Below are 10,462 nucleotides of genomic sequence, written 5' to 3'. Positions count from 1 at the left end.
CAAAATAAACACAATTTTCCCTTCTGATCCCAAATCTGACTTTGGTCGCACAAACTTGAGCTTTTCAAATTAAATCGAACGGAAGAAAGCATAATAAAACCCCGCTTTCCGAGAAAAGCGGGGTTAGTCAGCAATCTGAAATCCCGGAAGCATCAGCTTCCGGGATTTTTTTTTAGTATTGGCAACACACCCCGCACCGTAACCGACCCAATGACCACCAACCCGCCGATGATGGCCCATTTGCCGGGGATTTCGCCGTAGCCCACTGCGACCAGAATGGGGTTGAAGATCGGCTCAAGGGTCATGATCAGGATTGCTTCCAGCGCGCCGAGACGTTTGATGGCCCATGTGTAAAGGGCAAGGGATATGCCCTGCTGAAAAATTCCGAGATAGATCAAGCCCACCCAGCTTTCGGCTGAGGGCATGGTGCTGAACATGAAGGGCAGCCCGCAAAAGGCGGTTAAAGCATGCCCCATGATGACGGATTCCACCGGGGAGGCTGACTTCTGCGCTCTCATGCATAAAGTAAAAACGGCGTAGGACATCCCGGTGACTACGGCGATGATATTGCCCCAGAGTCCGCTGGGGGAAAGCTTATCAAGAAAGAAAAGAACCATGCCGCCTACAGTGACGGCGATAAAAATCCAGTCGCTGCGGCTGGTTTTCTCCTTGAGAAACCATGGGGCCAGCAGAGCTACGTAGACCGGGGCGGTATAGGCCAGCAGAATGGCATTGGCGGAGGTAGTCAGCTTGGTGGCGGCAACGTTGGTGATCAGCAGTCCGGCATAGCCTGCGGCAGCACCCAGTTGTACGAGAGAAAATCCGAACTTCAAACGTCCTCTGAACAAAAACACCAGCGTCATTGCCGCCAGAGCACTGCGAACCCCGGTGATGGCCATGGGATTCCATTCCACCAGCTTGATAGCCAGCCCGCCGGAACTCCAGATCAGGGCCGTGGCGGCCATCAACAGTATCGCCTTTGATTTTTCGTTCAAACCGGACCTCCGCTAAGTTTGAACAAAATCTACTCTTTATACACAAGCATTGTCATCAATATAATGTCGCAATTAAAAACGGCTGCCTTGTGATGAGACAGCCGTAAAAACATATATCTTATTATCCCGGCGAAGCCGAAATAAAAGGTTTTGGGATTCTTAAACCCTTTTGCAAAAGGGTTTAAGCCGCCGGAGGCAAACTCTTCGCACCAGCTTGCAGAAGAGGCAGGGTAAAAACAAAAGCTGTACCCTGTCTGCGGCCTTCAGGCGGACATTGCACGGAGATTTCTCCTCCGTGATTGGAGACTATGTGCCGGGAAATGGCGAGGCCCAGCCCGGTGGAGCCGAACTCGTTGCGACGGAATTTTTCCACAGAATAAAAACGCTCGAATATGCGCGACTGGTCCGCAGCAGGGATACCCGGTCCCTCGTCTATTACTGAAAGCTGCAAACGGTCGTCTTCGATATGGTGCTCAACATAGATAGGATTTTCTTCCGGCCCGTACTTGATGCCGTTTTCCAGCAGATTCCTGAACAACTGCATGAGCTGCCCGGAATCGGCCTTGACCGTAAAATCGCCTTTTTCAAAGCTGCGCTTGAGATCAACCTTTCTTTTCTCCGCAAGCCCGGAACATGCTTCCCAGGCTTCACGCAACGCATCTGAGGGATCAATGGGCAGAAGCTCCACCTTCTCATGACCGCTTTCAAGACGTGAAAGATTGAGCAGATCGTCAACGATCTTGCACATGTGGTTGGCATTCTTTTCAATGGTACCCAAAAAATTCTTTTGAATGGATTCCGGCGGAGGAGGATCGGAAAGCAAAGTCTCGGCATATCCTTTGACTGAAGTCAGCGGGGTACGCAGCTCGTGGGAGACATTGGCAACAAAATCCTGACGCACGGTCTCAAGACGCTTGATTTCACTGATGTCGTGAAAAACAGCAATGGCTCCCGGCCCCTGCCCCGGCTCGGAAGTATGCGGGGACCGGACGATATTCACATCGTAAACCCGGCCGTTGGCCAGTACAATCTGTACAGTTGCGGCTTCCGGTCCTTCCGGAGAGATCACTTCCATACAACCGTCGTAGAGGTCCGGGCTGGAAATAATTTCAAGGGGAGTGCGGCCCGCACCATTCTGGATACCGGGAAAAATATCTTTCAAGGCCCGGTTCACGCTCTGGATACGGCAGTTGTTGTCCAGCACCATAACCCCGTCCCACATACCGTTGAGCACGGCCTGAATCTTGTTCTTCTGCCCGGTGATAATGCTGACGTGTTCGTCAATGCGCTCCGCCATCCAGTTAATGGAATTGGCAAGGGGGATGAATTCCTTATCCGGCATGGTCCTGATCCGACGCTTATAATTCCCCTGTCCAACCGCCTCGGCGGTACGGACCATGGATTCCACCGAATTGCTAAGCTGCATGGTTACAAAACGGATAACCCCGTAGCAGACCAGAATTGCTATAGGAAGTGCCCAGAAAAACACCTTGAGAATCATATCCATTGATTCTTCAGGACCGTGAAGTGACCCCGCAACCAGATCCGCCTTGAGCAAATGATATGCAAAAGCCAACGGCAGACTGACGCAGATAGCCGCGATGACACAGACTGCGATGAAGAGCTTACTCTTGATTGAAAACTTTAATTCTCTACTCATAATTAATAATCAGTTCAGTGGTTTATAAAAATCACTGTGAACTTAGCACAAAACCGGCCCCCGAAGGTGACGATCAGGTAAGGATTGCTTTAAGGACGCAACAAAGCCCCCCGTTAAAACGGGTACGACTTTGTTTCACTTAAAAAATAGGGTCGGATTTACGAATGCTTGAAGCGGTAGCCCACGCCGCGCACAGTCTCGATATAATCAGCGTAGGGACCGAGCTTCTGGCGCAGTCTGCGGATATGGGTATCCACAGTTCTGGAGTAGCCTTCAAAGTGGGTGTCCCAGACAGTATCGAGCAGATGGTCACGGGTGCGGACTTTGCCTTCGTGCTGCAGCAATTCGGAAAAAAGCTTGAACTCGGTGGCGGTCAGAGCCACGAGATCGCCGTCGCATTCCACGGTGTGGGCTTCAAAATCAACGGAAAGACCTTCACGGTTCCATTTACCGGGACGGCGCGGCTCAGGCACTTCAGTACTGCGGCGCAGTACTGCTTTGACCCTGAGTACCAGCTCACGGGGGCTGAACGGTTTGACGATGTAGTCGTCAACGCCCAGTTCAAGACCCACAACCCGGTCCACTTCCTCGCCTTTGGCGGTAAGCATGATCACCGGGATATGCTGGGTGGCTACCTCCTGTTTCAGCCTGCGGCAGACTTCAAGCCCGTCAATGCCGGGCAGCATGAGATCCAGCAGCACCAGATCGGGATGTTCGTTTCTGGCCTGATCAAGGGCTTTGTGGCCGTCCATGGCGGTCACAACCTCGTAACCGGAAGAGCTCAGGTTGTACTTCAGCAACTCAATAGTATCATTATGGTCTTCTACGACCAGTATTTTCTCAACTGACACAATGTTCTCCTTTTGCACGGACCTTACCTGTAACATTGGAACTGATTAAGACAGCATCGTTACAACTCTGTTAATTGTCCGATTCCGGTTCCTTTTCTTCCTTGGAAATGAAGAAATCATCTTCCACAGACTGAAATCCGTCCACAGCCCCGGTCAGGCTCTGTACGGTATAGTTCAAACTCGCCACAGTTCTGTTGAATTCTTCAAGATATTCCGTGGTCCCGGCTGCGGTATCACTAAGATCGCCCATGGCATCACTGATCTGTTCGGCACTGTCGGCCTGATCGCCCATGGAACGGGAAACATCGATAAAGCGGGGCTTGAGCACCCGGACCTGATCGACGATAAGCCCAAGATCAGAACTCATCTGTTCCACTTCGTCCACACTGGAGCGCACTTCCTGATTAAAGGCTTCCATTTCCATGACCCCGGAGCTGACCGCAGTCTGCATGTCACGGACCATGAGTTCGATATCTTCTGCGGCGATGACCGTCTGGTCGGCCAGCCTGCGCATTTCACGAGCGACTACGGAGAAACCCTGTCCGAACTGTCCGGCCTTTTCCGCCTCAATGGCCGCATTGAGCGAAAGCAGGTTGGTCTGGTCCGCTATGCGGGCTATGGTGGTCACAATATGGTTGATCCTGCTGGCTTTTTCATTGATGGCAGCCAGACGGGAAGAAACACTGTCCGTGGAATCCACCAGTTTGATCAACGACTTTTCGCGCCGTTCAATATTATTCTGCAGGGTTTCGGCCATGTGCGCTGATTCACTGGCGGACTCGGACACATCTTCCATCACCTCCGCCAGATCCTTGGAGGTCTTGCTGATCAGCCTGCTGGTGGCGGTTACTTCGTTGGTGGAGGCGGCCTGCCTGTTAACGGCAGCGTCAATATGTTCCGCTGTGGAGCGGATCTTATTCCCGGCCACTGAGACGTTGTCGCCGGAGGTACGGACCTCGCCGATGAGTTCGGAAAGACCGGAAATCATGGTTTCAAAGGAAGTGACCAGATTACCGATTTCATTGCCCGGACGGATAATACGCCCGGCAAAGAATTTGCCTTCGGCCTGGTTTTTCATCTTGCGGATGGAGACTGTTCCGCTGTTCAGATCACCGGCGGCAACATGCTTGGCGATGCCGGTAATCTGGGAAACCGGACGGAAAATAAGGTTGAGGCCGAAGAGCAGGAAGCCGAGGGTGACCACAATAAAAATAAATCCCATGAACACAACCGCACCGATGGCCTGATTGGCGGCAGCATCCATGGCCGCCAGCGGAATGGCCGAAATCATAGCGCATTCAATGCGTCCGGGTTTTCGGAAGTAGCCCATGTCATCCTTGACCGGATACCTGCTTTTCATGGACGGCGGAGCATCTTTGGGATCACCGTGACAGACCATGCAGGAAGGCTTGTTGACCTCACCCTCGGCAACAATGAAGGATTCAATGCCGTTGATATCACGGATTTCTCCGATAAAAGGCTTTTTCCCTTTACGGGCCAAAGCGTCCAGTTCTTCAATAATCCGGGCTTCATCATTGCTGGCCAGATTATTAACGTTGCGAGGCTTGGTGGAAGCGGTCTTAAAAGTCAGGTCATGCCTGTACTGGTCGGGAATACGGCTGAAAACACCGTTTGCCGTAAATGAAGTGGACTGCAACTCGGTGACAAACATATTTTCCGGCAGTATTTCCGTAGCTTTGGGCCGGATCACCGCTCCGGTATGCTTGCGCACCGCCTTCATGGTGTGGAGCATGATTTCGGCCTTGGACCGATACTGGTCCATGAGGGTTTCGCGGGCATAATCTGAAACCAGCCACATAATGGCCACGGTCAAGGCTATACAGAAAACCACACACCCGGTTATGAACTGTTTACGGATACTCATTCTCAGTCCTCTTTATTCCCGATTAATGGCAGAACCTTAGGCAAAAACAAACTCCACCATGGAAAAATCATCTTCATAGAGCTCGGCCCCCTGTAACTGACGGGTATGGGTTATGAGCTGGTCAATGGGTTTTCCAAGTTCTCCATCAGTGCTCTCCATGAACCCGGAAAACTCATCGAACTCCCACATCTTGCCGTCGGAAACCTTTTTAAGCTCGTATACCCCGTCGCTGTAGAGAAAGAAACGTGCTCCCGGATTCACGGTAACGGAGTCACTTGTGTAAGTCATATCCGGCATGCCGCCCACAATCATTCCCGGAGTGCGCAACTGCTGCACTTCGCCGCCGGAAAGCAGCAGAGCCGGAGGATGGCCGCCGCTGGAAAAGGTCAGGGTGCGGTCGGATTTGCGGTAAACCCCGTACCACATGGTGAAATAGAGGTTGTTCTGCTGGTCCATCTGGAAAGAATCGTTCAGGGCTACCAGCACTTCATCCGGCTTGAGGAAATCCGTATCCGGCAGGGTCTGGGAGCGGAGCACGTTCATGGCTGAAACCGAAAGCAGGGCCGATCCGACCCCGTGATCGCAGACATCCAGCAGGTACATGGCAAAATGGTCGTCATCCAGCCAGTGATAACCGAAAGAGTCCCCGCCCAGCGAGGCCGAAGGAATGAACCGCCAGTCGGCCTGAATATCCCCTTCCTTAACCGGATCAGGCAAAAGCGAAGTAACGTAGTCGGCGGCGACAGCCAGCTCCTTACGCATTTCATCCCGGCTTTCACGCAGCTGCTCGTAGGCTTCGTTTCTCTGCAACAGGTTGATGTAACCCTTGGAGTGGTAGCGGATACGGGCCAGCAGTTCGATACGGTCGGGAAGCTTGACCAGATAATCATTGGCCCCGTTGGCAAAGGCTTCAGCCTTGGTGGTGGCTTCTTCCTTGGTGGAAAGAACGATCAGGGGAATATCCTTGAGTTTGGAATTGACGCGCATGAATTTGACCATGGTCATGCCGTCGATATCGGGCATGACAAGGTCCTGCAGGATTACCGTGGGCTGCAATTCCTCAGCAGTAGGGATGGCCTTGGTCGGGTCGCTCACAAAATGGAAATCAATGTCCTCTTCGCCTTCCAGCATACGCCGCACGGCCTCGCCCACCATGGGCTGGTCATCTATCAGCAGAACATTGATCTTATGTTCGGTGAGCAATTGTTCTTTGGCTTCGGTCATCTTCCTAACTCCTGAAACGTTTTTTAAAATGCCTTATCAGCAGCCCGGCCATATCGGAAATAGAGCAGACATCACGGGCAGCATTCATTTTTACCGCCGCGCCGGGCATGCCCCAGACCACGCTGGATTCCTTGTCCTGAGCCACGGTAAACCAGCCGGAATTCCTTAAATCAAGCATGCCCCGGGCACCGTCCGCGCCCATTCCGGTCAGCAGCACTGCCGCAGAATTGGAAGGGAATCCGGCACAGCAGAGACTGTCGAAAAGCACATCCACTGAAGGCACGTAAAGATTCTCACCCGGCCCGAGGGTCAACTCCACCATGCCGCCCGGCCCCATGCGCATGTGCCGGTCACCGGGGGCTATGAGAGCCTGTCCGGGCTGCACCAGTTCTCCGCTGCGGGCCAGCTTGACTTTGATTTCAACCTGACTGTCCAGCCACTGGGCCAGATTTTCTGAAAAATGCCCGTCCACATGCTGGGCAATGGCAATGGCAGCCGGGAAATCAACCGGAAGCCCGCCCAGCAGTTCGGCCAGAGCCGAAGGGCCTCCGGTGGAACTGCCGATAGCCAGCAGCGGAGGCACCATCCGTGCTTTCGGCACGATTTTAACAGGTTCGCGCACCTTGCCGCGCCCCTGCAATTTACCGATTACTGAAATTTTCGCGAGCAGTTCACGTACCCCGATGATGTCTCCATCCGGTCCGGCAGTGGGCGTGGTGACCACATCCAGTGCCCCGGCCCCCATGGCCTCGAAAACCTTGGTCGAATTGGCTTCAATGCTGGCAGTGACAATGAGGATCGGGCAGGGGCATTTTTTCATTATGCCCTCTGTGGCTCCGGCTCCGTCCAGCACAGGCATGACCAGATCCATAAGCACCAGATCAGGCACATCGGCAGAGCACTTATCAATGGCCTTTTCCCCGTTATGGGCGATCCAGGCCACCTCATGCCCGCCTGCGGCAAGCGACCTTTTCAGCACATCAACCGCAGCAGCCAGATCATTTACAATTCCTATTCTCATTTTCCGGCACCGCCTATGAGGTCTTCAACCGCAGAAAGCAGGGTTTCATCATGAAAACTGCTCTTGGTCAGGTAATAATCAGCACCCGCTTCAAGACCCCGGAGCTTGTCCTCCTTGCGGTCTTTGTATGAAACCATCATCACCGGGATGGATTTCAGGTCCGGGTCATCCTTGATCCTGCGGGTCAGTTCCAGACCGTTCATGCGCGGCATGTCCACGTCGGTAACCACAAGATCATATTCACCTGAAATAACCGCATTCAGCCCGTCCTGACCGTCCACGGCCGTATCAACATCATAGCCATGGTTGGCAAGCAGCTTGCGTTCCACTTCGCGTACGGTAAGTGAATCGTCAACCACCAGAATCTTCTGCGCCGGACCGCTCTCCGCAGACTCCATACCGACCTTGCCCAGCCTGCCCCCGGAAAGGAGGTTGTCAATGGAACGCACAAGGTCCTCGGCATCAAGGATGAGCACCGGGGAACCGTCCGGCATCATGGCTACGGAGTTCACGTCCGGAACCTTGCCCAGCCGGTGATCCAACGGGCGGACCACAAGATCCTGCTCACCCAGAAAATCATCCACCACCAGCCCGTACCTGTTCATGCGGTCGCTGATAACCACAACCTTGAGACCGTCATTTTCCGTCGGCGGGGAAGTCACACCCAGAATCTGGGCTGCGGGTACCAGCCCCACATTGGCACCGTCCAAAGAAACATACTGGCGGTCCTCAGCCAGTTGCAATTGTTCAGGAAAAATAGAGGCAATGCGGCTGATGCGGCTTAAAGGTATGGCATAAGGCTGATCGGCAATCTTGACCAGCAGGGTACGGATAACCGAAAGGGTCAGCGGCAGCTGCATGGAAAAGGACATGCCCTGTCCGGGTTCGGATTCGGCACGCACTGTGCCGCCCACTTCCTGAACCATGGCGTGGACCACATCCAGCCCCACCCCGCGCCCGGAAATTTCGGTGACCTTTCCGGCAGTGGAAAAACCGGGCAGGAAAAGAAATTCCATAAGCTCCGCACGACTCATTTCTTCAGCCATACGTGCCGGGGCCAACTTGCGTTCCACGACCTTGGCCCTGATCCGTTCCGGGTCCAATCCCTGTCCGTCATCACGCACTTCAATAAAGAGCATTCCGGCCCGGTGCCCGGCAATGACCTTGATGGTGCCTTTGGAAGGTTTTCCGGTAGCAACGCGCTCATCCGGCATCTCTATGCCGTGATCCACGGAATTCCTGATCAGATGGTTGAGAGGGGCTTCCAGCTTGTCCAGAATATCGCGGTCCACCGAGGTGGTCTCACCTTCAATGATGAAGTCCACTTCCTTGCCCAGTGAACGGGCCAGATCGCGGACCAGACGGGGAAAACCGCGCCCGCCGTCGGAAAAGGGACGCATGCGGCTGGCGATAACCTCATGGTAAAGCCTGCCGGAAACATTATCATTGCGCCTGCGGTAAAGATCGAATTCATTGATGTGCTTGACCAGATGGACCTGATTTTCCATCAGAGCCGCCTTAAGCTCAGCCACAACATCTTCAGCTGCTTCACCGTGATCAACCCGTTCGCAGGACTGTTCCAGAATCTTCATTATATCCCGGTGCCCGGATTTAAGGCGCAACAAGGAAGATGCAAATTCTCCCAGCCTGCCCGATTCCACAAGGCTTTCCCCGGCAAGGGCCATGAGCCTGTTCAGATTTCCGGCGGAAACACGGACTACTGAATCCTGAGGGGCCCGTACTCCCTGAGTCGGGGCGGGGCTTTCCTTGGGCGCAGGGGGTTTTGGGGCCGGAGCGGGAGAAGCCTGCACGGATTTATCCGGTTCAGCGGTTGGGCCAGCTTCAGGGACAGCTTCTGATTCAGTTACAGGTTCAGCCGCAACTTCCAGAGCCGAAGCCGGAACACCGTCCGGGCAGACATCGGCGCAGACCGCAGCGGCAGCTGTTTCGTCACCGCGCAAAGCCTTTTCCATCTGGTCCATGAGCGGCTTGCGTTCGCTTAAGAATTCCTGAATGGCGTCAGTTTCAAGCTGCGAAACATCGCGGTAAATATCAGTGGCCGCCAGCAGCATATCTATCTGGGAAGAATCGAGAACCACCTTGCCGTTCTGGCAGTCCACCAGCAGATCTTCCATGGCATGGGCAAGGGCCACGGCATCAACCAGCCCCACAATACGAGCCGCGCCTTTCATGGAATGGGCCGCACGCATGAGCGGCTCCACCTTGTCCGGGGACTGGTCTTTCTCCAGTTCCAGCAGCCCGTGGTTCAGGGATTGCGAATGGCTCTCGGCTTCCATGCGGAAAAGATCAAGCATGGAAAGATCGGCAAGGGGGATATCTTCTTTGGGCCGGGCCGCTTGTGCGGGTTCGGGTGTTGAAATTTCTTTGGTTTCAGCTGATTCAATGCTCTTCAACAGGGATTTGAACTCGTCTGTCCGTTCTTCCAGCCAGCCGTCCATTTCCTCGGCTTCCACTTCCGCAAGACCGTGCAGGAAACGCGCTCCCGCCAGCAAAGCATCAATACCCTGCTGCGCCAGCAGATCGCCTGAACCGGAACATTTATCCAGCACGGCTTCAATACCCTCAGCAAGATCAACCGCTTCAGCCAGCCCTACGATCTTACCCGATCCTTTCAGGGCATTGGCCGCATGCATGAGAGGCTGCAATTTTTCCGCAGAGACGTCAGCAGCCAGCCCGGGGATGCCTTCTTCCAGCACCCGGGTATGGTTGCCCGCCTCCATGCGAAAGAGTTCCAGCATGGAAAGATCCGCCATATCTCGCGTCACCTTATCTTCTCCCTGTCCGGCTGTTACCCATAAACTCCGC

7 protein-coding genes are annotated in these 10,462 nt (G+C 54.0%); all 7 read right to left on the bottom strand.

Annotated elements, in window-relative coordinates; translation table 11 throughout:
• Nucleotides 1-152 precede the first annotated feature (152 nt).
• The 7 genes from FMR86_RS06755 to FMR86_RS06725 all read right to left on the bottom strand — a co-directional run bounded on the left by FMR86_RS06755 (nucleotide 153) and on the right by FMR86_RS06725 (nucleotide 10,410).
• Nucleotides 153-995 (bottom strand): DMT family transporter, encoded by an 843-nt coding sequence (locus FMR86_RS06755; RefSeq protein ID WP_163350325.1) that lies wholly within the window; start codon nucleotides 993-995, stop codon nucleotides 153-155.
• Between the two features lie 181 nt (nucleotides 996-1,176).
• Nucleotides 1,177-2,655: a HAMP domain-containing sensor histidine kinase gene (locus tag FMR86_RS06750; RefSeq protein ID WP_163350324.1), complete on the bottom strand. Its 1,479-nt coding sequence runs from the start codon at nucleotides 2,653-2,655 to the stop codon at nucleotides 1,177-1,179.
• 158 nt (nucleotides 2,656-2,813) lie between these two features.
• On the bottom strand, nucleotides 2,814-3,506 hold the full coding sequence (locus tag FMR86_RS06745; protein WP_163350323.1) for a response regulator: 693 nt from the start codon (nucleotides 3,504-3,506) through the stop codon (nucleotides 2,814-2,816).
• A gap of 70 nt (nucleotides 3,507-3,576) precedes the next feature.
• On the bottom strand, nucleotides 3,577-5,391 hold the full coding sequence (locus FMR86_RS06740) for a methyl-accepting chemotaxis protein (RefSeq protein WP_163350322.1): 1,815 nt from the start codon (nucleotides 5,389-5,391) through the stop codon (nucleotides 3,577-3,579).
• A gap of 36 nt (nucleotides 5,392-5,427) precedes the next feature.
• Nucleotides 5,428-6,615 carry a SpoIIE family protein phosphatase gene (locus tag FMR86_RS06735; RefSeq protein WP_163350321.1) on the bottom strand — a complete coding sequence of 396 codons (1,188 nt, stop codon included), beginning with the start codon at nucleotides 6,613-6,615 and terminating at the stop codon, nucleotides 5,428-5,430.
• 4 nt (nucleotides 6,616-6,619) lie between these two features.
• A complete protein-coding gene (locus FMR86_RS06730) occupies nucleotides 6,620-7,636 on the bottom strand; it encodes a chemotaxis response regulator protein-glutamate methylesterase (protein WP_163350320.1) in 1,017 nt (338 codons plus the stop codon).
• Complete coding sequence (locus tag FMR86_RS06725; RefSeq protein ID WP_203544795.1) at nucleotides 7,633-10,410, bottom strand: response regulator; 2,778 nt, start codon at nucleotides 10,408-10,410, stop codon at nucleotides 7,633-7,635. The genes FMR86_RS06730 and FMR86_RS06725 overlap by 4 nt, the downstream gene beginning before the upstream one ends.
• Nucleotides 10,411-10,462: the final 52 nt, after the last annotated feature.

It is taken from the genome of Desulfovibrio sp. JC010, from assembly GCF_010470675.1.
Taxonomy (GTDB): domain Bacteria; phylum Desulfobacterota; class Desulfovibrionia; order Desulfovibrionales; family Desulfovibrionaceae; genus Maridesulfovibrio.
The sequence above is the reverse complement of the archived record's forward strand: the minus strand, read 5'-3'. Positions and strand labels throughout refer to the sequence as shown.

Bases quoted from the DNA above. Each gene is read 5' to 3' on its own strand.
- FMR86_RS06725 (WP_203544795.1), bottom strand. From the start codon at position 10,410: ATGGCGGATCTTTCCATGCTGGAACTCTTTCGCATGGAGGCGGGCAAC.
- FMR86_RS06735 (WP_163350321.1), bottom strand. From the start codon at position 6,615: ATGACCGAAGCCAAAGAACAATTGCTCACCGAACATAAGATCAATGTT.
- FMR86_RS06740 (WP_163350322.1), bottom strand. From the start codon at position 5,391: ATGAGTATCCGTAAACAGTTCATAACCGGGTGTGTGGTTTTCTGTATA.
- FMR86_RS06730 (WP_163350320.1), bottom strand. From the start codon at position 7,636: ATGAGAATAGGAATTGTAAATGATCTGGCTGCTGCGGTTGATGTGCTG.
- FMR86_RS06750 (WP_163350324.1), bottom strand. From the start codon at position 2,655: ATGAGTAGAGAATTAAAGTTTTCAATCAAGAGTAAGCTCTTCATCGCA.